This is a genomic window from Maribacter litoralis (assembly GCF_003075045.1).
Classification (GTDB): domain Bacteria; phylum Bacteroidota; class Bacteroidia; order Flavobacteriales; family Flavobacteriaceae; genus Maribacter; species Maribacter litoralis.
In genome coordinates, this window is sequence record NZ_QCZD01000003.1 from 47,745 (window position 1) to 71,754 (window position 24,010).

Below are 24,010 nucleotides of genomic sequence, written 5' to 3' on the forward strand. Positions count from 1 at the left end.
GCAAAGGTAATATTTATACCGTCAATTACACCATAAGTTAAATAGAGAGATTAGATTCAATCTCTTTAAAAGACTCTAATTTAGAAAGTTGTTTCTTTTTAGGAGTAGATAGGTAAGGTTCCCCTATAGTTCTTTGTCTAACAATTCTAGCCGGAGACCCATATGCTATTACGTTGTCTCCAAAATGGTCAACAACCAAAGAACCAGCTCCAATTACCGTATGCTGACCAATTTCAATGCCGTTAACAATATTTACCCCAAGACTTATAGCCGAAAACCTACCCAATTTAAGATTACCACCAGCACAAACGGACGGGGCTAAACTCGAATAAGAATCCATTATACCATCATGACCTAAAGACGAATTCGTATTAACTATACAAAAATCATGAATAATTGAATTTGCATTGACAATTGCACCAGGCATAAATACATTACCGCAACCTAACAATACATCTTTACCAATTACCGCCTCTGGATGAACAGCATTTACAAAGCTAAAATTAGGAACAACCTTAATGATTCTATCAGCAATTTTTTTACGAATCCAGTTATCTCCAATAGCAATAATCCCCCCAACTATATTAAACCTATTGATTAAAAATGGCAAATCAAATTCACTACCTAGTACTTGATACCCGTTAATTTTTGTGCCTTTTTCTTTAAACGAATCTACAAAACCAATTACATTATATTTAGCCTCTTTTTCCAGACAGTCTAAAACAACACTACCATGACCTGAGGCTCCAAAAATAATCACATTTTGCATTTCATCGGGGTTTTATGACACTTTGTCGATGAATCAAAAATAAACTATTCTTTTTAAACTAAAGAATCAAAAATGAAATTGAGGTAAAAATTAATTCGAAAAAGTCAATAAATAGGCTGGTTATAAAACCAAATACTTGATACTTAGTGGTTCAGTAATTTTATTTTAAAAGAAAGTATTCGATAGTTTAAGCTGAGAAGATTCAATCCTTTTATTTATTGTAGCCAAATCGCTTTAATTGACGCGCATCACTTCGCCAGTTTTTATTCACTTTTACATAAAGTTCTATGTGAACTTGTTTGCCAAAAAATTTCTCCAAATCTTTTCTGGCTTCTACCCCTACTCGTTTTAAAGCTGCACCTTTATGCCCGATAATGATTCCTTTTTGTGAATCGCGTTCAACCATTATTACCGCACGCATACGAATGATATCCTCATCTTCAAAAAACTCTTCAGTTTCTATCTCTACAGCGTAGGGAATTTCTTTTTTGTAGTTTAATAAGATTTTTTCGCGGATAGTTTCATTAACAAAAAACCGCTCTGGTTTGTCTGTTAATTGATCTTTAGGATAATAGGCAGGCGACTTTGGAAGTAACTCTACAATACGCTCAAAAACACCTTTTATATTAAAATTGGATAAAGCTGATATAGGATGTAGCTCTACCGTTGGCAACAGGTCTTGCCAATATTGAACTTGTTCTTCAAGCAAGTCCTGCGTAGCAGTATCCACTTTGTTTAAAAGTAACAAAACAGGAATTTTACTATTTTTAATTTTCTCAAAGAAAGCTTCATCTTTTAATGCCTTTTCCCCTATTTCAACCATGTAAAGCAATACATCGGCATCTTCGAAGGCAGACTTTACAAAATCCATCATACTACTTTGCAGCTCGTATGCCGGTTTAATTATTCCAGGGGTATCGGAAAGAATCATTTGAAAATCATCTCCGTTTACTATACCTAAAATACGGTGTCTGGTAGTTTGTGCTTTTGATGTAATTATAGATAATTTCTCACCCACAAAAGCATTCATTAATGTTGATTTGCCAACATTAGGATTACCAATAATATTTACGAAGCCTGCTTTATGATCTGCCATCCTTCAACTTTATTATATATTTCTTCAATTCTACATTAACCTTTGGAGCCAACAAAAGTACGGCAATCATATTAGGTATCACCATTAAGGCATAAGACAAATCGATTAAATTTTTCACTAATTCCAAGGATGCAACCGCGGCAAAGACGATCATGATCACAAAATACCAGTTATATAACTTACCCACTTTAGCATTGGTTAAAAAAGACAACGATTTTACTCCGTAATAAGAGTAAGTAAATAAGGTCGATAACGCAAATGCGGTAACTATTACCATCAACAATATATCCCCCCATCCAAACAATGTGGTTTCAAATGCCGATAGTGTCATAACTATTCCACTGGAATCTTCTGTATACGCCCCACTTAAAATAATTACAATGGCAGTAAAAGTACAAACCAGAATAGTATCAATAAACGGACCCAACATTGCGACCAAACCTTCACGGATAGGTTCATCATTTTTAGATTGCCCATGATACATTGGTGCGCTACCCAAACCAGCTTCGTTAGAGAACATCGCCCTACGAACACCAATAATAACCAAGCCCCAAAATCCGCCAGTTGCTAGAGATTTAAAGTTCCAAGCTTCTGTAAATATCATTTTTAAAGCTGGTAATATTTGATCTGAATTCATTGCCATGACAGCTATTACGGCAATTAAATATACAGCCACCATAAATGGTACAATTGCAGAAGCCACTTTCGCAATCTTTGTCAATCCGCCGAAAATTACAAACGAAGTTACTACGGCCAATATAAGACCTATGGTCCATTTCCAATTCTCATCACTCATATCCAAAATAGTATCTCCCGGCTCAACAACACTCATAAAGGTTTCCGTAAATTGATTTGCAGTAAACACACCTAAAAAGCCAAATAGACCACATACTGCAAAAAAAACAGCCAAAGGTTTAGCCTTTTCACCCAGACCTTTTGTGATATAGTACATAGGACCTCCCTGCATTTTTCCGTCAGAATCAGTACCGCGATACATAATCGCCAAACTACAGGAATAAAACTTTATACACATACCAATCAATGCAGTCATCCATATCCAAAAAACTACACCCGGACCTCCATCATGTATGGCAATGGCAACCCCTGAGATATTACCAAGTCCGACAGTGGCAGCTACGGCTGCAGACAGTGCCTGAAAAGAACTAACCTCTCCCTTTGATTTTGAATTGTCATATTTGCCCGCAGTAATAGCAATGGCATGACCAAAAAACCGGTAAGGCATAAGTTTAGAATAGAAAACCAGAAATAGCCCGCCACCTATTAATAAAAGAAACATTGGCCACTCCGTATAAGGTAGTGCGCTTGCTATAAAGTCATTAATTGTATCCATAGAATTGTAAAAAACCGAAGTTATGGATTTAATGTTTTTTAAAAGATAATGCTCCTAAAAAATATTCTTTAAATAAGTTTTGAATATAGAGAAAATGTGTTGTATATTTGCACCCCGCTACGAATAGTAGCGCACCTTTATCTCGTCAGCTTAATGACCTGAAGTTGCAAAACAAGTGAGATAAAAAACCCATATCGCGGGGTAGAGCAGTAGGTAGCTCGTCGGGCTCATAACCCGAAGGTCGCTGGTTCGAGTCCAGTCCCCGCTACTAAGAAAAAAAGCCACTGAAAATTCAGTGGCTTTTTTTATAAACTTCATTTTGAAATATATTTTCATGTTTAGAAAGACAAAATCGTAAAAGAAACACCTTAAACCCCACCTTTTAAGTTCTTGGTAAGTTTCCATTTATTCTTAGAACCAAAAGTTGGGTTTTCCTTAAAATATGCCGCTCTAGTTACTTTAGAGGTTTTATGGTCTCCTAAATGACTCCAACCTGGTGGCATAAAAATGTAGAGAATTTTATTCTTAATACCCGGTGCTTTAATTACATCTTTAAATAATGCCACAAACTCCCCGAAATAAACATCCATAAAATTACCAGAATCCATCTCTCTTGTAATACCATATTCTATTTTCACCTCATTTTCCTCTTCTTGATAGGTGCCAAATACATGATCCCAGATATTTAGGAGGTTACAAAAATTGGTATCCATGTATAAAGGATTTCTTGCATGATGTACTCGATGGTGAGACGGGGTCAACATAATCTTATTCAATGGACCAAAACGCGCATCTTTAATTACGTTTTCCCCAATATGAATAAACGCACCGTAGGTACCATCGATAAACATTATCAAAAACAATAATTCTGGTTGTACTCCCAAAAGAATACATACTGTGGTCCTTATTGTATCTGCGTATGGTGCTTCTAAAAAAAAGTGCGCATGTGTTACCGACAAATTCATATTTTCCGGTGCGTGATGTGTAGAATGTAGACACCAAAACAAACGGACTTTATGCCCCCAATAATGATATAGAAAATGTGCAAACTCCCAAATGATGTAGGCATAAACGAACCAATACCATGTCATCTCTGTCTGAAATGGCGCATATTTTTGAAATAACCCAATACATATCGTAATCATGGCTATCGCTATAAACCTTCCTATAAACCTATTGAATATATAAATCAGAAAATTGATTTTATACACCTTAGTATCCGGCTTTTTATAAACTAACCCCAGTATAAACTCCAAAATCAATAACAAAGGAATTATTGGGTAGATCAACGATACCACGCCATCATATGTTGTAAATGTACTGTAATTACCAGATTGTAAAATTTCCCACGCCTGCGATATTCCCAAAAAACCTATTACTTCATTATACAACGTATCTAAAACTTCCATTCATCCATATTTTAAGTTATACCATCATCTTAAATGCCATAAACGCTGCTTTTTTTTTAGACCTCCTTATTAGTATTGATTGCACAGCATTAATTTAATTTTGCGATCGAGTTCTAAATTAAAACTCCCAGTCTCATGGCTATTTATCCTTTTCAATTTACCCATTTAACCTAATTGCATATGTGTTAATTTAGCCGAACATCTAAAAATAAGCCCTAAACAACATGATTCGTATTCTTAAAATTATCAGCCAAATCCTTTATTATTAAGCCAAAATTCCTCAGGTAAATAAGCTAAAGCAGCAAATGTTTTATTTTAGCCCAATTCATTTCAAAAACCTATTTGAGTTAATTTACTCCCAAGCCTGTCTTTATTTTTAGAGTTAATTATCTTTATGATATAATCTTTCCATCTTGTGTAACTAGTGATAATTATGTTTTTCCAACCATTGTTTTAAGGAATGATGGTTTAACTTACCTTTATCGTCTCTTTTTAAAAAATGTTTTTCCAAAAGATGAAAACCGCTTTACTTCTTATCATTACCTTATGTATGCTGCCATTTTGGAGTATTGGTCAAAACTTATCTCCCCCAATACGAAATTATAGCAGCTATGAGTATAACGCTGCCAGTAAAAATTGGGGACTGTCCATTGATGAGAACGGAGAGTTATATGTAGCTAATAACAACGGACTGCTACATTTTAATGGAGAAACCTGGACACTCAACAAATTACCCAACAAAACTATTATTCGTTCGGTCACCCATGATAAGGGCAAAATTTTCACCGGGTCTTATGAAGAATTCGGGTTTTGGAAAATGAACCCGTATGGTTCTTTAGAGTACACATCTTTAACACACTTAATAACCGACCATGAATTTACGAACGAAGAATTCTGGCAAATAATACCGCTTGATGACCAAATCATTTTTAGATCATTTTCCACCGTTTATATCTACAAGAATGAAAAAATTACGGTTTTAGATGCTCCTTTTGTTGTCACCAACATAGCAAAGCATGAAAATAAAATTATAGTTGCCGGAGAGCAAAAAAGATTATACTGGATAGATGACAATAAGCTTATCCCTCTAGAATCACAAGATATCTTAGAAGGTAAAACCATAGTTGATATGGTCTCTTTTAGAGATCATCTATTAATTGGCACCAAACTCAACGGCTGTTTTTTACTTATAGACGGTCGGGTTGAATTACTCGACGATTCCATAAATAATGAATTGAAGGAACATCAATTAAACAAGGTGTTATCAGTAGACCAAAATACAGTTGCTTTTGGCACTATCAAAAACGGAATTTATACTTATAATTTTAAACACAACACCTTTCAAAACCTCAACAAATCTTTAGGGCTGCAAAACAATACTGTTTTGGCAATGTTACAGTTTAAAGATCAATTATGGTTAGGTCTTGATAACGGTATAGATAAGATTCAATTAAAAAACCCTATTACTTATTACACTGACCATTCGGGTGTTTTGGGTACGGTGTATGACCTTGTTGATTACAACAATGAACTGTATTTGGGCAGTAACACGGGTATCTATTATTTTAAAGATGACCAATTACAATTTGTGCCAGGTTCACAAGGTCATGTTTGGGATTTAGAAATTATAGACGGTGACCTTTTTTGCGGACACAATACTGGTACTTTCATATTAAAAAACGGAATACTGAATAAAGTCTCGGATATTTCTGGAGGCTACCAGATAGCCAAAGTACCTGAAACCCAATCCTCATATATTCAAGGAACATATACCGGTTTAGCGAATTACAAGAAAGATAAAAATGGGAATTGGACATCTAACCGGGTTACGGGTATTGATTTTCCGGTGAAGCAATTATGTTTTGAAAACGCAACAACCTTATGGGCTGCTCACCCATACAAAGGGCTTTTCAAAATAAAAATGAACGATTCTCACACGAAGGTTCTTGCGATAACAGAAATAGAATCGGGTACAATACCCAATACATATAACATTAAATTATACAACATTAAGAATCAGATAATTCTATCAAGTGAAGGTAAATGGTTTAAATATGACCCTATATCAGATGTTATTTCAGAATTTGAAGAATTCAAGGATTATGTAAACATGAATCTTGTTAACTACAATGACACTAGCTATTGGTTTTTTGATAATGACAACCAGAAGAAGCTGATCCATACAGATTTGGCGAATAATCAATTCACTTTAGATGACGCACTACTTAAAAAAAGACTGGCTATAGAAACCGAAACCATAGTTAATTACAATGATTCTATTTATTACTTTACACTTACAGATGGCTTTGGAAAACTTAACCTCAATAAATTTGAGAATGAACTAAAGAACGTAGAACTACCTACACCAAGATTAAGCTCTTTTAAGGTTGAAGACAATGAAAACTATTTATTAAACACCGACTCATTTGAAATACCCTTTAACAAGTCTAAATCTTTACTTGTTAACGTATCTGCCGGTAGTTTTAAACAGTATACTTATTTCTATGAGCTTAAGGGACCTATTGATCAATCTAATTACTTAAACAATGGCACAATCAATCTTCAAAACCTACCATTTGGAGATTATACTTTAAAAATACATACGGTAAGTATCGGCAACGAACTTTCAGTACCTAAAACCATTGAATTCAAAATATTGAGACCATGGTATTTTTCCAATTGGAGTTTACTAGGGTATTTGCTGTTATTTATTGCCAGTATAATTCTCGTACGTTGGTACAACAAACAGAAATTAGCCAAAAAACATAACCTGTTAAAAATTCAGATGCAACGAGAGCAAGATGAACGCTTGGCACAAATAGAGAAGGAGAAGCTAGAAAAAGAAATTAAAAGAAAACAGACCGAACTGGCAAGAACGACAATGAGCGTCGCAAAAAAGAATGAATTGATTATCGAACTTAAAGACCTTATTGCGCTAAATCAAGATGCATTTACCAACAAACAACGTTTTAGATCTCTATCTAAAAAACTGGACAGCTCAATGAACGAAGATCAAGATTGGAAACATTTTGAGGTTAGTTTTAAAGAATTGCATGAAGACTTTTTTGAAAACCTTTTAAAGAAGTACCCAAAACTAACTCCGAAAGATCTCAGATTATGCGCTTATCTAAAAATGAATCATACTACAAAAGAGATAGCTCCTTTAATGGGTATTTCGGTAAGAGGTGTTGAAATACATAGGTATCGTTTGCGTAAAAAATTGAACATAGACAGCTCTCAAAACCTATCAAACTATCTCATAAAATTTAAATAAAACAATAATTCACCGTATTCAGAACTACTACCCGTATTAAGAATGCGTTAATTATCTACATCATTACTACATCATTACGTTAATTTTTACTTTTAAATTAACACATCTACTACTGCAAGTGCCCATATTTAAGGGTTTTCACGCTACACGCTCTATTGATGTACTTTTTATGTAGTTTAATAAAAAGTAAGGGCTAGTTGTTTTGATAACTTGCTACTGAAATTAACAACTTGATAATTTTACAACTCAATTTTTAAACAATTATGAAAATAGGAATCAAAATTTTAACATTCTGCATTTTACTGACCCATTTGACGGTTTTTGCGCAAAATGGAATTTCGGTTTCGGGAACTGTAACCGATGATAGTGGACAACCTTTACCAGGCGCTAGTATCATAGTAAAAGGTACTACAACAGGAACCCAAACTGATTTTGACGGATTATATGCATTAAACGATGTACCCAACAATGGTACACTTGTAATTAGCTACATCGGTTACTCTACTCAAGAAATCGCTGTTAACGGTCTAACAACCATAGACATTTCATTATCTGAAGATTCACAAGCTTTAGATGAAGTTGTGGTAGTCGGTTACGGAACACAGAAGAAAGCTGATCTTACGGGATCAATTACAACAATTAAAACTGAGGATATCACTAGAACCCCTACCAGTGCCGCCATGCAATCATTACAAGGAAAAGTAGCGGGACTCCAAGTAGTGAGTAGCGGGGCTCCGGGTACTGGACCAACAATTCGTGTTCGTGGTATCGGCTCTTATGTGGGCGGTGCCTCTAACCCACTATACGTAGTGGACGGTACTTTCTTCGATGATATCGATTTTTTAAATACAGAGGATATTGAAACCATCTCTATTCTTAAAGATGCATCTGCATCTGCAATTTACGGGGTAAGAGCCGCAAACGGTGTGGTATTGATCGAAACCAAATCGGGTAAGATCAACCAAAAGCCAGAAATAACCTATAATGGTTACCAAGGTGTACAGATTGCCCAAAATGTGGTAACACTTTCAAATTCAGAACAGTTTGCAACTTTAGCAAGGGAATCTGGATCTGCTGCAGAAGCACAGTCTATAGATAATGCCATACAACGTTATGGTAGAAGTAGAATCAACCCTAATGTACCAGATGTCAATACAGATTGGTACGATTTAATTCTTCGCCATGCGTTACAACAGAATCACAGTATAGGCGTTGCCGGTGGAACGGAATCCGTAACATATTCTTTAGGTTTAAACTACTTTGAGCAAGAAGGTATCTTGAATATGAAAAATGATTACGAGCGATTCAACATACGTTCTAAGATCAATGTAGATATTACCGATCGTTTAGATATTGGTATTTCAACACTATTCAGTAACGGAACAACATACAGACCAGAAGAGACAGCCTTTGCATTGGCATACTATGCCACCCCTACAATGCCTGTTCTTGACCCTTCAAAAACTGAGGCATACCCAAGACCTTATGCAAATGCTCAAGATTTAGGGTATAGAGGTACGCAGAATCCATTTCCAATAATGGAAAATACCGAAAACAGGGATAAAATCAGAAACACCTTGACTACGGTAGATTTAAACTACCAATTAGTTCCGGACAAATTAACACTAAAAACTGCTTTTTACCACAATTTCGAAACCACCGAAACTAGAGAGGTTGACTTACCTTATTTTTTCGGAAATGGTAATGCTTTTAGGGAAAATGCTGAGCTGGTAAAAAAGAATGCCACATTCTCCGAGCAAACTTGGGACAATACATTAACCTATGATGACAGCTATGGTAAACATAATCTAACAGCATTGGTAGGTACTTCTTACAGGGATCGTTCTTATGAGCAATTGGAGGCAAAAGGTCTTAACTTCCCTAACGGTACAGGTATTGGTGATGAGTCTTATTATCTAGATCTTGCCAATTCTATTGATGTCGCCGGTGTTGGTGATGACGGAGTTAGACAATATTTCTTCTCTTACTTTGGTCGTGTTGCATATAACTATGACAGCAAATACCTTATCTACGGAACATTTAGAGCCGACGGTACTAGTAAATACCAAGAAAAATGGGGCTATTTCCCTACTGTTGGTGTGGGTTGGGTACTATCTGAAGAATCTTTCTTAGAGAACAGCAACGTAATAGACTTTCTAAAATTAAGAGCCAGTTGGGGAGAATTGGGTAATGCCAATGTAGACTCAAGTACCGGCGGAATTACATCTGATGCCGTAGATGCTGCCTTTGGTGATGTTCGCTATCCGGGCTTAGTAACCAGTAGTGATTTTGAAGCCCTAAAGTGGGAGGTTACTGCAGAAACCAACGTTGGTTTAACCACCAGATTATTCGATAATAAATTAACCATTGATTCTGATTACTACGTTAGGGAAACTCGAGATGCGGTTATACCGGTATCAAGATTATTGGTACCAGGGGAAACCAGACAAAATGTGGGCGTAATTAGAAACTCCGGTTTTGAAATCGTTGCAAATTGGAACCAAAGAGTGTCCGACAATTTTAGTTTTAGTGTTGGCGGTAACTTCTCTACTCTTAAAAATGAAGTATTGGATCTAGCAGGTCAAGAAAACCTTACTACAGGTGGTGACACTGCCCAGCGTACTGTTGTTGGTGGTACTATTAGTCCGTTCTTCGGATTAAAAGTAGACGGTGTATACCAGACCGATGAGGAAATTCAATCCGACCCCGCTGCACAGGCTGCCATTGCAGACGGACTGACCGTTGCTCCTGGAGATTTAAAATTTGTAGATCAGAACGGAGATATGGTGATCGATGCTCAAGATAGAGTCGATCTTGGCTCATACCTTCCAACCTATTCGTTCGGATTCAACTTAGGAATGAATTACAAGGCATGGGATTTTAACCTGAATGTTATTGGGCAAGGTGGAAATGTAATCGCAAACCAAAAGCGTTTTGCTATCCGTCAGACTCCAGATGCCAATATTGATAGGGATTTTGCAGTAAATAGATGGAACGGTGCCGGTAGTACAAATAGCTACCCATCTGCCAGAGGTATTAGAAACCCTTGGAGCAACCAGTTCTTAAGTAGCTTCTTTGTTGAAAAAGGAGATTATGTTAGACTACAGAACGTAACCTTGGGCTATACACTTCCAAAGCTAAATGGAAAATTTAATCCTGATATTAGATTCTACATTACTGCAGAACGTCCATTGTCATTCTTCAGCTATAATGGTTTTACCCCAGAAGTTTCAGATGGTAGAGATACACAAACCTATCCTATACCTGGTGTATACACATTTGGCGTAAATATTAAAATTTAAAAATACAGCTATGAAATATATAAAAGTAAATAAACTAACAGTGCTTTTAGCCTTTCTAGGTACTGTACTAATAGGATGTTCCGATGACCTGGACCAACCTGAACTGAACAATAATTTTGCCGGAGGAACAGATTTTTCACAGACAGATGATATGATTTTATCCTTGATCGGTGTATATCAATCTGTAGCCGATAGAGGTTGGGAACAACCTTTGGTGGTTGCCACAAGAGGTGATGATGTTAATGCCGCAGGTGACCAACAAGGGTTAAAAAACCAAGATCGTTACGTGTATGATAATTCTTTCTTTGGATCAAGAACCTTATGGGAAACCTACTATGGCGATATCATCGGCGCCCATACAGGTATGGAGCAGATTGAAAGATATATGGAATTTGCAGATGATGAAGGTATCGCTTTAGGTAACCAATATATAGCCGAGGCTAAAGTTTTGAGAGCTATCCTTTTATTTCAATTATCACAGGTGTACGGTTCGGTATTTATACCAACCTCATCGAATCTTAATGATTTTGCAGATGTTACTTCGGTACCAAGTAAAGATGAAGTAATGCAGCATATCTCTGATCAAATGGATGAAGCTATTCCATTCTTACTTGACCTAAGACCTAATGAACGTACAGATTTACCTGGCGGAGTTACCAAATACACCGCTTTGATGATCAAGGCGGAAGCAAATCAAGAACTTGAAAATTACCAAGCTGTTGCAGATGCTACAGGTGAAATCATAGCTTCTGGAAAATTCAGTCTTTTCCCAGATTATTATGAGTTATTCAAAACTCCGGGAAAATTAAGCGATGAAAACTTATTTGAATTCCAATATTCCGATTTTGGTAATGGCGAAGGCGATAGGGTCAGTCACTTATACGCTCCCTATGGTCCTAACTCATGGAATCCGGCAGTAGATGGTTCCAGTAACGGATGGGGATTCTTTGAGCCTAGTTTAAAGTTTATAGAATTTATGTTGGACAGAGGTGAGACAGACCGTTTGGAAACTTCTGTTTTCTTTAGCCAAAAAGGAATTGACAGCTTAATTGCCACTACACCTTACACGGCAGAAACTTTGCCTTCATTCGTATCGCCAGTAACTAGAGATGGTGATGAAAATACGTCTACCGTTCGTTCCATATTCTCAAGTGGTAAGCACTATTTACCAACCAATCAATTAATACCTGGGCGAACCGAATATGGCAGTAACAAAAACAATATTGTTTTTCGTTACTCTGAAACTTTATTAATGTATGCAGAAGCCTTGGTTCAAGGTGCCAATAATTCTGTTATGACAGCAGATGAGGCAGTAAACCAAGTACGCGCAAGGGCTAACATGGCTCCTTTAAGTGGTGTTACGCTTGATCAAATCGTTGATGAAAAATTTGCCGAGCTTTCAATGGAATGGGGTAAACGCTTTTTTGATATGGTGCGATTGGGCAGATACGATGAACTAAGTTTTGACGGAAGAACATTTACCGAAGACAAGGCTTTTGTAACCTATCACCAAGATCAAATAGACGAGTTTCCAATATTAGGTGAAATAGCAAACTAAAAACGAACTACCATGAAACATTTAAAACACATATTTACTTTCTTGTTGGCCGCCTTTTTTATGGTTGCCTGCGAAGATGGTATAGATTCTCTTACCGAGGTTGATCCAGGTGCCGATGAAACTGCACCGAATATCACCATTACTTCACCTACCGAAGGTTTGGCGGTAAAAGTAAACGAAGAACTAGCAACGATTACCATAAAATTTGAAGCCGAAGACGATATCGAATTGGCTTCTGTAAGTGTAGCCTTAGATGGCACCACAATTAAAAGCTATTCAGATTTTCTAGATTATAGAAGATTGGTAGTAGATGATTTGGTTTACGACCAACTTGCAGATGGTGAGCATGTACTTACCGTTACCGCAACTGATCTAGATGGTAAAACAACGAACGGTATGGTCAACTTTACAAAAGAACCTGCCTATGTTTCTAAATACCCAGGTGAAATTTTATACATGCCTTTTGATGGTGCGTATGTTGATTTGATCAGTTTTGAAGAAGCTGAAGAATTTGGAAGTCCGTCCATAAGCGAAGATAATATTGCGGGCGATGGTTCATACCAAGGTGCAACCGATACTTATTTGACATTAGATTCAGAACGTTTTAAAAATGCCGAATTCAGTGCTATTTTTTGGATGAAGGTAAACAGTACTCCTGATCGCGCAGGTATTTTAACCTTAAGTGCCCCATTGATCGATGGTACCGATAATGACCTTACGAAAGGATTTAGATTTTTCCGTGAAAATGCCAATGGTAAGCAGCGCTTTAAACTGAATGCCGGTTCTGGTGATGCTGGAACTTGGTTTGACGGTGGCGAAGCTGCAGATGTAGACCCAACGACCGGAGAATGGATAAACCTAGCCTTTACTATTTCCGGTTCTGAAGCAGCTGTGTATATAGATGGTCAAATTGCAAGTGAAGGTGCTTTTAACGGAATTGACTGGACAGACGTTAACGTACTTTCCATTATGTCGGGCGCACCTAACTTTACAGCGTGGAACCACTTATCGGACGAAAGCTTATTAGATGAGCTTCGTATTTTCAATAGAGCCATTTCTCAAGAAGAAATTCAACAAATAATGGCTGACGATTCAGGTGAATTTGTTTCTACCTACCCTCCTACTTTTGACGGTGAAATGTTCTATATGCCATTTGATGGTAGTTACAATGAACGTTTTAGAAACATTGACGCTACCGTTGTAGGTACACCAGGTTTTGCCGGTGAAAGTGTAGATGGTGATAATGCCTACGCAGGTGCAACAGATTCTTATTTGACATTTCCAACAAATGAATCCGGAGCTTTAACTACCGAAGAATTCAGTGCCACTTTATGGTACAAATTAAACGCCGATCCGACAAGAGGTTCCATTCTGGTAATGGGTCCTGAAGATGTGGATAATGCAGGATACCCCGATGTACAGAACAAACGTACCAACGGGTTCCGATTCTTTAGAGAGGGCGATGCCACACGACAGGTTTTCAAATTGAATGTTGGTAATGGTGAAGGTGAATCTTGGTTTGACGGTGGCGATGCAGCTGCGTTAGACCCTACCGCTACAGATTGGGTACACTTGGCATTTACCATCTCCGGCACCGAGTGTGTTGTGTATTTTGATGGTGAAATTGTATCACAAGGGGATTTCACAGGAGTAGATTGGACAGGATGCGATATTTTATCCATCGGTTCGGGAGCTCCACGATTTACCGAATGGGGTCATGGCTTTGATCTTAGTTTTATTGATGAACTTAGATTATATAACAAGGCTTTGACACAACAAGAAATTCAAGATATAAGACAAGCAGGTCTTTAAATACGATAATAGTTTAGTTTAAATTAGTTAATGCAGTAGATTTTTATGAGGTTATTTTTAATTTCAATGACCATTGCAGCTTTGTTAGTGGGGTGCAATGGTCAATCCTCTAAGTCCAAACTTAGAGAACAGAGCCAGAATGTAGAACAGATTAAAATTACAGATGAACAGCTATTGGACTCCGTTCAAAAGCAGACGTTCAATTATTTCTGGGAAGGTGCAGAACCCACTTCGGGACTCGCAAGGGAGAGAATTCATTTAGACGATATTTACCCAACTCATCATAAGGATATCATTACAATTGGTGGTTCTGGTTTTGGTGTTATGGCAATTTTAGTAGGTATTGAAAGGGGTTTTATTACTCGCGAAATGGGTCTTGAGCGACTTGAAAAAGCAGTAGATTTTCTAGACAATGCCGATCGTTTTCATGGTGCTTGGCCACATTGGCTAACTCCTGACGGAAAGATGACGCCATTCAGCAAAAAAGATAATGGCGGTGATTTAGTAGAAACCGCATTTCTTATTGAAGGTTTATTGACCGTTAAAGAATATTTTAAAGATGGTAACCAACGTGAACAAGAACTTGCCCAACACATACAACAATTATGGGAAGAAGTAGAATGGGATTGGTACACCAAAGGTGAAAATGTACTGTATTGGCACTGGTCACCTGAATATGAGTGGGACATGAATTTCCCTGTTGGTGGTTACAACGAAGCATTGATCATGTATATTTTGGCAGCAGCTTCTCCAACACATCCTATTTCCAAAGAGGTCTATGACCAAGGTTGGGCTAGAGACGGAGCAATCACAAATGACACTACTTTTTACGGGCTACCAACTGTTTTAGACCATTATGAAAGTGATGCTTCACCCGTTGGTCCAATGTTCTGGGCACACTATTCCTTTACGGGATTAAATCCTAAAGGATTAAAAGACCAGTATGCAGATTATTGGGAATTGAACAAAAACCATACAATGATCCAATACAAGTATGCCGTTGATAATCCGAAGAATTTTAAAGGCTATGGCGAAGATTTATGGGGACTTACTTCTAGTTACTCCATGAAAGGATATGCAGGGCATCGACCAGATAGGGATATCAGTGTTATTTCGCCAACTGCAGCTCTTTCGTCCATGCCGTATGCACCTAAAGAGAGTATGGCATTTTTAAGAAACCTGTATACCAATCACGATACGCTTGTTGGTAAATATGGTCCATATGATGCTTTCAGCTTAGAGGAAAATTGGGTATTGCCCAGATATTTGGCTATAGACCAAGGTCCTATTCCTGTAATGATCGAAAATCATAGAAGCGGACTATTCTGGATGCTGTTTATGACCAATAAAGATGTAGTAAAGGGCTTGGATAAATTAGGATTTTCAGTAGCATCACCACAATGAATGGCAGAAACCAACAAAGGCATCAAAAGAAAATACTCCAAAAGACGTACGTAGTACTCTTGGGAATTTTAACGGTAACGGTGATGGCATGTTCATCATCGGAACCTGATGCCCCAACGGGTGAATCTGAACTTCCGGAAACTCCTACCGAACCAGAAACAGATCCTCAAGTACCAGAAATTTCAGACGAAGAACTTTTGGATTTAACCCAGCAAGAAACCTTCAAATATTTTTGGGATTATGCTGAGGCAAATTCTGGTGCAGCCCGCGAACGTTTTCATCCTAACGAACCTTCTAACGATCCAAATACGGTAAGTATAGGAGGCACAGGTTTTGGTTTAATGGCGCTGTTGGTTGGTGTAGAAAGAGGCTTTATCACGCGTAGCGAATCCGTAGAACGTATTGAACAGGTTTTAAATTTCTTGGAATCTGCAGACCGTTTTCACGGTGCGTGGCCTCATTGGTTAGATGGAGCAAACGGTACGGTTAGACCTTTTAGCGAAATGGATAATGGAGGAGACCTAGTTGAAACCGCATTTTTGGCACAAGGCTTAATCTGTATAAAAGAATATTTTAAGAATGGCAACGATGCAGAAAAATCACTGGCAGATAAGGCAGATGCCCTATGGAAAGGTGTTGAATGGAACTGGTATACCCAAGAACAAAATAGCCTTTACTGGCACTGGAGCCCTAATTACGGTTTTGACATCAACTTAGAGCTAAAGGGGTATAATGAGGTTATGATCACTTATGTAATGGCTGCCGCTTCACCAGATTTTTCAATTGATAAAGAGGTTTATACCAATGGTTGGGCATCAAACGGGTCTATTACAGATGCAACCAGTGCATATAATATTCCGTTGGTGGTGGATCATGCAGGAAATTCCCCAAAGGGCGGACCTTTATTTTTTTCGCACTATTCTTTTTTAGGTCTTAACCCGAACAATTTAAGTGACGGCTTCGTCAATTATTGGGACGCAGCGGTAAACCATTCAAAAATTAACTACCTGTACTGCGTTGAGAATCCTAAAAACTACATCGATTATGGTGAAAATTGCTGGGGATTAACGGCAAGCTATTCTAGAAATACCGATGGTACTTTAGGTTACAATGCACATAGCCCAAGTAATGACATAGGTGTGGTTTCGCCAACGGCAGCCATAAGTTCTATACCGTATACTCCCGAAGAATCACTAAAAGCGTTACGCTATTTTTATCAGAACAAAGATGAATTATTAGGGCCTGCAGGTTTTTATGATGCGTTTAGTCCGCAAAACAATTTTTGGGTAGCAGAAGCATATTTGGCTATAGACCAAGGCCCTGAAATCGTTATGATAGAAAATTACAGAAGTGGTCTACTTTGGAATCTTTTTATGCAAAATGAAGACGTTCAAAACGGACTTGATAAACTTGGATTTACCTATGAAAAATAAACACTTCCTTTTTCTTGCCTTACTTGTCATTGGCAACTTTATAAGTACAGCGCAAGATGTCAATCTATTTGAAAAAAAAGAATTGATCATTGCAAAAGATACGTTGCGGTACAGAATTCTCTATCCAGAAAATTTTGATACCGTAAAAACATATCCGTTAGTACTATTTTTACATGGTGCAGGTGAAAGAGGAAATGATAACGAAAAGCAACTAACCCATGGTAGTTCTTTGTTTTTAAATAAAAACAATAGAACCAACTTTCCTGCAATTGTAATTATGCCCCAATGTCCTGCTAATGATTATTGGGCACAGGTAGACGTAGATCGCAAAAATTACCCCGTACAGTTAGATTTTCAGTTTAAAAAAGGACCTACCAAAGCAATGGAAATGGTCTTGCAATTACTGAAAAACTATCAAAAAGAAAGCTTTGTAAATAAAAATCAAACTTATGCCATGGGTCTCTCCATGGGCGGTATGGGAACGTATGAACTTTTGGCAAGACAACCAGATCGTTTTGCTGCTGCCATAGCAATATGCGGTGCGGGCGACCCAGCTTACGTATCCAATTACGCAAAAAAAATTCCTTTATGGGCATTTCATGGTGCTCATGACAATGTTGTTGCACCAAAACATTCTATGGAAATGGTTACCGCACTATTGAACGAGGGAGCTTTCCCCCGGCTTACCTTATACGATTTTGCCAACCATAATAGTTGGGACCCTGCATTTGCAGAACCAGAATTATTACCATGGCTTTTCTCGAATACTTTGAACAAAGAGTAAAAGCCGCTAAAACTGACATCTATGATTAAAACATATAAAATACTCCCCTTACTTTTATTGACTTTAACAGGCCTTAATAGTGTTGCCCAAGAAAAAATTCCTGAGGTTGAAGCACTATTGAGCAAAATGACCTTAGAGGAGAAAATAGGGCAGTTAAACTTATTGACTCCCGGTGGTGGTATTGCTACTGGCTCCGTTGTTAGCGAAAATGTAGAAGCAAAAATTAAAGCTGGTCAAGTAGGCGGACTATTTGGTGTATCAGGTCCTGAAAAAGTAAGACAGGCCCAAGAAATCGCCATTAAGAATTCTAGGTTAAAAATTCCGTTATTAATAGGTTCCGATATTATTCACGGTTACAAGACCACCTACCCCATTCCGCTTGGTGTGGCTTCTAGTTGGAATATGGAGCTCATTGAAAATGCGGCAAAAATGGCGGCTAAAGAAGCTACCGCAGATGGTATCAATTGGAATTTTTCACCTATGGTCGATATCTCTCGTGATGCAAGATGGGGTAGAATTTCAGAAGGTTCTGGGGAAGATGCTTTCTTAGGTTCGGCTATTGCCAAAGCGATGGTGCGAGGGTATCAAGGAAAAGATTTAAGTGATGCCTATACCATGATGGCTACGGTAAAACATTTGGCGCTTTATGGTGCCGTGGAAGCTGGGCGCGATTATAATTCGGTTGACATGAGCAAGGTAAAAATGTACAACCAGTATTTACCACCTTACCAAGCAGCAGTTGATGCCGGTGTTGGTAGTGCCATGACTTCTTTTAATGATATTGACGGTATACCGGCTACAGGAAACAAATGGCTGATTACAGATTTATTGAGAAAGCAATGGGGATTTAAAGGGTTTGTAGTTTCCGACTATACCTCCGTAAATGAAATGACCGCTCATGGCTTGGGAGATCTACAAGCCGTATCTGCTCAAGCGCTCAATGCAGGATTGGATATGGATATGGTAGGCGAAGGATTTTTGACCACGTTAAAAAAATCTGTTGAAGAAGGTAAAGTAACCGAAGAGGCAATTACTATTGCATGTAGAAGAATTTTGACCGCAAAACATCAATTAGGACTGTTTGATGATCCCTATAAATATTCCGATACTTCAAGACCAAAAAAAGATATCTTAACTGTAGAAAACAGAACGGCTGCAAGAAAAATTGCCACACAATCTTTTGTACTGCTAAAGAACGAAAACAATGTGCTTCCACTAAAAAAGGATGCTAATATTGCATTGGTCGGTCCGTTGGCGAATGACAAAAATAATATGTTGGGTACATGGGCTCCTACTGGAGACCCGCAACTATCAATACCAGTATTGGAAGGGTTAAAAAATGTAGCCCCTAAAGCTAAAATCACATATGCAAAAGGCGCCAATATTACTAATGACACTGAGCTTGCCAAGCGTGCCAATGTATTTGGACTACGGGTAGATATTGATAAACGAACGCCTGAGACTATGTTAGCGGAAACTTTGAAAAACAGTAAAAATGCAGATGTAATCGTAGCCGTTGTGGGTGAAGCTTCAGAATTTGCCGGGGAAGCCGCAAGCAGAACTGAAATATCGATACCACAAAGTCAGAAGAAATTAATTAATGCTTTAGTAGAAACAGGAAAACCGGTAGTATTGGTTTTATTTAGCGGTAGACCATTGACCATTTCCGATGAGTTTAACCTGCCAGTAAGCATTCTACAAGTCTGGAACCCCGGCGTTGAAGCCGGTAATGCCATTGCCGATGTACTTTTCGGAGATTATAATCCGTCAGGGAAACTTACCGCAAGTTGGCCTAAAAATGTAGGTCAGATTCCTATTTACCACAGCATGAAAAATACAGGTAGACCAGCACCAACCCATCAATTCGAAAAATTTAAATCTAACTATCTCGATAGTGAAACATCTCCCCTTTTTCCTTTTGGATATGGACTGAGCTACACCACTTTTAAGTATAGTTCAATAGCTGTCAACAAGAAAAAAATAACACAAAACGAAGGTGTAAATGTGTCTGTTACCGTTAAAAATACTGGCAACTACGATGGTGAAGAAGTGGTACAACTATATTTAAAAGATGAGGTGCGTAGTATAACACCACCCAAAAGACAACTAAAGGGATTTAAAAAAGTATTCCTTAAAAAAGGCGAGACGAAAACAGTGACCATAACCCTTTCTGCAGATGATTTAAAATTCTACAATAGCGAATTAGAATTTGTCTCAGAACCAGGAAAATTTATGGTGTTCGTTGGTGGAAACTCCAATGCTGAGCTTTCAGCCGAATTTGAGCTCGAATAATCTTTTAAACCAACAATTAGAACAAAATTCAAATTGACTATGCGCATAGGTATTCTTATACTAATTGGGTTGATCTCTATTTCTTGTAATACTAATTCACAATCGGGCAAGAATACTGACCAGAAGCCAAATATTGTATTTATCATGGCAGATGACCATGCTATTCAAGCGATCAGTGCCTATGGACATCCTATTAGTAAATTAGCAAAAACACCAAATATTGATAGAATTGCCGAAAACGGAGCCATTTTTCAAAATAGTTTCGTTACCAATTCTATTTGCGGACCCAGTAGAGCTGTTATCTTAACAGGAAAGCATAGTCATATAAATGGATTTAGGCAAAATGGCGATCATTTTAATGGCAGTCAGCCAACATTACCGAAAATGCTGCAGCAATCTGGTTACGAAACCGCCGTATTCGGCAAATGGCATTTACACGGCTACCCTGAAGGGTTTGATCACTGGAAAATTATTGTTGACCAGGGGAACTATTATAACCCAGATTTTATCGACAATGGCGACACTACCCGTATTGAAGGTTACGCTACCGATATTATTACCGAAGATGCTTTACACTGGTTAAAACAAGACCGAACAGACTCCTTACCGTTCTTTTTAATGGTACAGCATAAGGCACCTCATAGAAATTGGATGCCCGCACTACGACATACAAACCTTTACGATTCGGTGCAGTTTCCGCTTCCGGATAGTTATTTTCCTGAATTCAACAAGCAATGGGCCGCTAAAGAACAACTACAGACCATTTACAAAGACATGTACGAAGGTCATGATCTTAAAATGACAACAGCATATGGCAGTACAGAATTATTGAATAACCCATGGTCAACAGATTTTGACAGAATGACTCCAGATCAACGTGAAATTTGGGATGCGGCATACTTGAAAAAAAACAATGCCTTTCATGAAGCTAAATTATCCGATAAAGAACTTGCTATATGGAAAGGGCAACGCTACATACAAGATTATATGGCGACCATTGCAGCTGTAGACGAAGGTGTAGGCAAAATTCTGGATTATTTGGAAGAAAGCGGTCTCGATGAAAATACGTTGGTGGTCTATACTTCCGACCAAGGTTTCTGGATGGGTGAAAACGGTTGGTTCGACAAGCGATTTATGTACGAGGAATCTTTTAAAACTCCCCTATTAATGCAATTACCAGGTACAATAAAATCGGGAACCAAAATTGACGCCATGGTTCAAAACCTAGATTTTGCACCAACGTTTTTAGACCTCACCGGGTTTTCTAATTTAAGTACCGATATGCAAGGAGAATCTTTCGTAGGGTTACTGAACGGCACTATAAAAGAAGAAGATTTTAGAGATGTGGTGTATTACCATTATTATGATTACCCAGCTTTTCATATGGTGAAAAAACATTATGGAATACGTACCAAACGTTATAAACTAATTCATTTTTATGATGATATAGATACTTGGGAATTATATGATCTGGAAAGGGATCAAAAAGAAAAAACAAATTTGATCATGGATTCTAAATATGCCAATATTTTAAATGAAATGCATATTAAGTTAGATAGTGTTCAAAGACATTACGGTGTTACGCAGTCTGAGTTTAAAACAGCACCGAAAGAAAAAGTAGATCGAGCGTACGAACAATTTGAAAGACTTAGAGGAACACCGGCTACTTTTAACTAGGTTTTGTGCTTTAACCTGTTCACCAAATTCTTTGCAGCTAACCAAAATTTTTTGGTAGTAGGGTTCGGAATTACCGACATATCCTCATTCTCTCCATCATCAGAACTTACCATTAGTTTAATATACTCAAAGGCCTCATTTGGTATTTCCTCAGATAAAAATGCCATACTCCAAGTGTCAAACTCTCTAGAATATATATTTCCGTTAGACAGTAATTTTACTTCGTAATGTCTATCATCAACCTTAATTCTTTCAAACAGATCCAATACATCTTTTGCCACTCCTTCGAGATATTGAATAAATACTCCTTCATGATATATGAGACAACCCGTAATATCATGTTTAGAATTAAAATCCCTTGATTTTACCAGTATTTCATTTATCTGCGAAGTACTAAGTGTCTTGGCTATAGATTTGTAGACCAAATTATACATTGAAAACTACTTGGAAATTATTTAGAATTCAATATAGCATCTTTTAACAAATCAATCGAACAAAAAGACATATTTTTCTTACAAATAATACAATTCCCAATCCAATCCAAATACCAGCTACGAACCTGTAGGGTCAATTTTATATTTGATAACGACTACAGAATTTACATATAACTCATAAATTTCATTAACACACTTAAAACATGAATATTATGAAAAATAAAATAGTTCTAACGGCAGCTTTGACCTTGATATTAGCATCATGTTCAAGCACAAAAAAAACATCAACAAATAATACTGAAACTACAACAGAACAAGTAAGTACTGTTCAAAACACATCCACTTCTTCTTCTTCTTCTTCTGAGATAGACGCTGAAGATTCGTCTGCTATTTCGCAACAAAATATGGCAGCACAGGCAAATGGATCCACAGGGACCATGAATAACTTAATGGCACAAGGTTCTTCAAAAACTATAGCTAGCGAGTATGCTGAAATGTTCTCAAAGTTAGAAATGAGCGATGAACAAATTAGCACATTTACTTCTGCTATGAACAGGTTCAAAACTAAACAAGCGAATATGCCAAGCGGTGAAATGTTGGGTAGTATTGAAAATGAACGTACCCGCCAATTAGAAGAAATTCTTTCTAGTGGACAATATGCCAAGTATGAAGAGTGGCTAGCTAATAACCAATAATTAACTCTTTTTGTTTAATAATGTATTGCATCAATTCTAAAAGGTATTCAACAAACCTATGGCAGCAGCCCCTTGTACCTTTATACTTTACTAATTATAAAATAATATTACAATGATAAAACCTACATCAAAAGTACCTGAATTAAAACTGCCATTGATAAACGATACGCAGTGGAGTCTATATGACCAAGACAGTAAAACTTTTACAATGCTTGTTTTTTATAGAGGGTTACATTGCCCGGTTTGTAAAAATTATCTTGAAGCTTTAACTAAAAAGTTAAAGGATTTTAGCGACAAAGGGGTTCATTTAATTGCGATAAGCAGTGACAGTGAAGAGAGAGCAAAAAAAGCTGGTGAAGAATGGAATATACCAGAGCTACCCGTAGGATATGATTTACCTATAGAAACAGCTCGAGAATGGGGTTTATATGTTTCTAAAAAAACATCTGATAAAGAACCTGATGAATTTTCAGAACCTGGTTTATTTTTAATTCGCCCCGATAATACTTTGTATGCAAGTGCAATACAAACTATGCCGTTTGCAAGACCTAATTGGGACGATATTTTAAATGCAATAGATTATGTCACAAAAAATGATTACCCCGCTAGAGGTGGTGAATAAGACCAACTTTTCAGGTAGTCTGAAATATTAAAAAGTGATTTGTTTCCGAACGAAACAAATCACTTTTTTTTTATGCGCTATACTATTGTACTCCTCTT

16 protein-coding genes and 1 tRNA gene are annotated in these 24,010 nt (G+C 37.4%); 12 read left to right on the forward strand and 5 right to left on the reverse strand.

Annotated features, from left to right (window positions below; translation table 11 throughout):
* Positions 1–37: 37 nt before the first annotated feature.
* The 3 genes from DCS95_RS11730 to DCS95_RS11740 form a co-directional block, all read right to left on the reverse strand.
* Positions 38–769: an acetyltransferase gene (locus tag DCS95_RS11730; protein WP_116770993.1), complete on the reverse strand. Its 732-nt coding sequence runs from the start codon at positions 767–769 to the stop codon at positions 38–40.
* A gap of 211 nt (positions 770–980) precedes the next feature.
* Positions 981–1,865, reverse strand: coding sequence for a GTPase Era (gene era, locus DCS95_RS11735; RefSeq protein ID WP_116770994.1), 885 nt, complete (start codon positions 1,863–1,865; stop codon positions 981–983).
* Entirely contained in the window at positions 1,852–3,216 is a 1,365-nt protein-coding gene (locus tag DCS95_RS11740) for an alanine/glycine:cation symporter family protein (protein WP_116770995.1), read from the reverse strand. The genes era and DCS95_RS11740 overlap by 14 nt, the downstream gene beginning before the upstream one ends.
* A 195-nt stretch (positions 3,217–3,411) precedes the next feature.
* Between DCS95_RS11740 and DCS95_RS11745 the strand changes: the two genes are divergently transcribed.
* Positions 3,412–3,484, forward strand: a tRNA-Met gene (locus tag DCS95_RS11745).
* A 100-nt stretch (positions 3,485–3,584) separates the two neighbouring features.
* On the opposite strand, the gene DCS95_RS11750 is transcribed toward DCS95_RS11745, so the two are convergent.
* Entirely contained in the window at positions 3,585–4,625 is a 1,041-nt protein-coding gene (locus tag DCS95_RS11750; protein ID WP_116770996.1) for a sterol desaturase family protein, read from the reverse strand.
* Positions 4,626–5,139: 514 nt separating this feature from the next.
* On the opposite strand from DCS95_RS11750, the gene DCS95_RS11755 reads away from it, so the two are divergent.
* From DCS95_RS11755 to DCS95_RS11795, 9 genes are all read left to right on the forward strand, one after another.
* Entirely contained in the window at positions 5,140–7,899 is a 2,760-nt protein-coding gene (locus tag DCS95_RS11755) for a helix-turn-helix and ligand-binding sensor domain-containing protein (protein ID WP_244178449.1), read from the forward strand.
* Positions 7,900–8,162: 263 nt separating this feature from the next.
* Positions 8,163–11,201 carry a SusC/RagA family TonB-linked outer membrane protein gene (locus tag DCS95_RS11760; protein WP_116770998.1) on the forward strand — a complete coding sequence of 1,013 codons (3,039 nt, stop codon included), beginning with the start codon at positions 8,163–8,165 and terminating at the stop codon, positions 11,199–11,201.
* Between the two features lie 10 nt (positions 11,202–11,211).
* Entirely contained in the window at positions 11,212–12,759 is a 1,548-nt protein-coding gene (locus tag DCS95_RS11765) for a RagB/SusD family nutrient uptake outer membrane protein (protein ID WP_116770999.1), read from the forward strand.
* Positions 12,760–12,771: 12 nt separating this feature from the next.
* Entirely contained in the window at positions 12,772–14,571 is a 1,800-nt protein-coding gene (locus DCS95_RS11770; protein WP_116771000.1) for a LamG-like jellyroll fold domain-containing protein, read from the forward strand.
* Positions 14,572–14,616: 45 nt separating this feature from the next.
* Entirely contained in the window at positions 14,617–15,975 is a 1,359-nt protein-coding gene (locus DCS95_RS11775; RefSeq protein ID WP_116771001.1) for a glucoamylase family protein, read from the forward strand.
* Positions 15,972–17,408, forward strand: a complete 1,437-nt coding sequence (locus DCS95_RS11780; RefSeq protein ID WP_164674181.1) for a glucoamylase family protein — start codon at positions 15,972–15,974, stop codon at positions 17,406–17,408. The genes DCS95_RS11775 and DCS95_RS11780 overlap by 4 nt, the downstream gene beginning before the upstream one ends.
* Entirely contained in the window at positions 17,398–18,192 is a 795-nt protein-coding gene (locus tag DCS95_RS11785; protein WP_116771002.1) for a carboxylesterase family protein, read from the forward strand. The genes DCS95_RS11780 and DCS95_RS11785 overlap by 11 nt, the downstream gene beginning before the upstream one ends.
* A 21-nt stretch (positions 18,193–18,213) precedes the next feature.
* The gene (gene bglX / locus DCS95_RS11790; RefSeq protein ID WP_116771003.1) at positions 18,214–20,484 is read left to right on the forward strand and encodes a beta-glucosidase BglX; all 2,271 of its coding nucleotides are present in this window, start codon (positions 18,214–18,216) and stop codon (positions 20,482–20,484) included.
* Positions 20,485–20,523: 39 nt separating this feature from the next.
* On the forward strand, positions 20,524–22,161 hold the full coding sequence (locus DCS95_RS11795; protein WP_116771004.1) for a sulfatase family protein: 1,638 nt from the start codon (positions 20,524–20,526) through the stop codon (positions 22,159–22,161).
* Here the strand turns inward: DCS95_RS11795 and DCS95_RS11800 are convergent.
* A complete protein-coding gene (locus DCS95_RS11800) occupies positions 22,158–22,595 on the reverse strand; it encodes a BLUF domain-containing protein (RefSeq protein WP_116771005.1) in 438 nt (145 codons plus the stop codon). The genes DCS95_RS11795 and DCS95_RS11800 overlap by 4 nt on opposite strands.
* A 212-nt stretch (positions 22,596–22,807) precedes the next feature.
* Here DCS95_RS11800 and DCS95_RS11805 point away from each other — a divergent pair, with 212 nt between their 5' ends.
* Positions 22,808–23,290 (forward strand): hypothetical protein, encoded by a 483-nt coding sequence (locus DCS95_RS11805; protein WP_164674182.1) that lies wholly within the window; start codon positions 22,808–22,810, stop codon positions 23,288–23,290.
* 112 nt (positions 23,291–23,402) lie between these two features.
* Entirely contained in the window at positions 23,403–23,912 is a 510-nt protein-coding gene (locus tag DCS95_RS11810) for a peroxiredoxin-like family protein (protein ID WP_116771007.1), read from the forward strand.
* The last annotated feature ends 98 nt before the right edge of the window (positions 23,913–24,010 follow it).

Coding starts and splice junctions, on each gene's coding strand:
- DCS95_RS11765 (WP_116770999.1), top strand. CDS start 11,212: ATGAAATATATAAAAGTAAATAAACTAACAGTGCTTTTAGCCTTTCTA.
- DCS95_RS11795 (WP_116771004.1), top strand. CDS start 20,524: ATGCGCATAGGTATTCTTATACTAATTGGGTTGATCTCTATTTCTTGT.
- DCS95_RS11805 (WP_164674182.1), top strand. CDS start 22,808: ATGAAAAATAAAATAGTTCTAACGGCAGCTTTGACCTTGATATTAGCA.
- DCS95_RS11750 (WP_116770996.1), bottom strand. CDS start 4,625: ATGGAAGTTTTAGATACGTTGTATAATGAAGTAATAGGTTTTTTGGGA.
- DCS95_RS11760 (WP_116770998.1), top strand. CDS start 8,163: ATGAAAATAGGAATCAAAATTTTAACATTCTGCATTTTACTGACCCAT.
- DCS95_RS11770 (WP_116771000.1), top strand. CDS start 12,772: ATGAAACATTTAAAACACATATTTACTTTCTTGTTGGCCGCCTTTTTT.
- bglX (WP_116771003.1), top strand. CDS start 18,214: ATGATTAAAACATATAAAATACTCCCCTTACTTTTATTGACTTTAACA.
- DCS95_RS11810 (WP_116771007.1), top strand. CDS start 23,403: ATGATAAAACCTACATCAAAAGTACCTGAATTAAAACTGCCATTGATA.
- DCS95_RS11800 (WP_116771005.1), bottom strand. CDS start 22,595: ATGTATAATTTGGTCTACAAATCTATAGCCAAGACACTTAGTACTTCG.
- DCS95_RS11785 (WP_116771002.1), top strand. CDS start 17,398: ATGAAAAATAAACACTTCCTTTTTCTTGCCTTACTTGTCATTGGCAAC.
- DCS95_RS11730 (WP_116770993.1), bottom strand. CDS start 769: ATGCAAAATGTGATTATTTTTGGAGCCTCAGGTCATGGTAGTGTTGTT.
- DCS95_RS11775 (WP_116771001.1), top strand. CDS start 14,617: ATGAGGTTATTTTTAATTTCAATGACCATTGCAGCTTTGTTAGTGGGG.
- era (WP_116770994.1), bottom strand. CDS start 1,865: ATGGCAGATCATAAAGCAGGCTTCGTAAATATTATTGGTAATCCTAAT.
- DCS95_RS11755 (WP_244178449.1), top strand. CDS start 5,140: ATGAAAACCGCTTTACTTCTTATCATTACCTTATGTATGCTGCCATTT.
- DCS95_RS11740 (WP_116770995.1), bottom strand. CDS start 3,216: ATGGATACAATTAATGACTTTATAGCAAGCGCACTACCTTATACGGAG.
- DCS95_RS11780 (WP_164674181.1), top strand. CDS start 15,972: ATGAATGGCAGAAACCAACAAAGGCATCAAAAGAAAATACTCCAAAAG.